Annotated in this window: 2 pseudogenes; both read right to left on the reverse strand. The window is 60.1% G+C overall.

The window, feature by feature from the left end:
• A pseudogene (locus ALO43_RS30560) lies at positions 1-125 on the reverse strand (ABC transporter permease); the annotation flags it as partial.
• A pseudogene (locus ALO43_RS27385) lies at positions 125-381 on the reverse strand (ABC transporter permease); the annotation flags it as partial. The pseudogenes ALO43_RS30560 and ALO43_RS27385, both read right to left, overlap by 1 nt.

Consider the following 381-nt stretch of genomic DNA (forward strand, 5'->3'; position numbering starts at 1 on the left):
ATCAGCCCCTCGACGCCCAGCGCCATTACACCGCTGCGCTCGATGAGGATCAGGCCCAGTGCGGCCAACGCAAACGGCACGGCGAAATCCGGTGCGCTGCCCAACCAGTGGGAAATAAGCTCCATCAACGTTCTCCTGCCTGAATGCGCCGCAGGCGATGGCGGATGAAAAAATCCGACGACGCGACGCAGATCACCAGGATTGCCTGGATCAGTTGCACCATCGAAAACGGAATCTGATAGAACACCGGCAGGTTGCGCCCGGCCACGAACAGCATGGCGATCAGCAGCGCGACCACGGTGGCGGCCACCGGGTTATTGCGGGCCAGAAAGGCGATGAGAATCCCGGAAAAACCGTAGCCCTGATAGAACGACTGGGTAA

This window comes from Pseudomonas tremae (assembly GCF_001401155.1).
Lineage (GTDB): Bacteria > Pseudomonadota > Gammaproteobacteria > Pseudomonadales > Pseudomonadaceae > Aquipseudomonas > Aquipseudomonas tremae.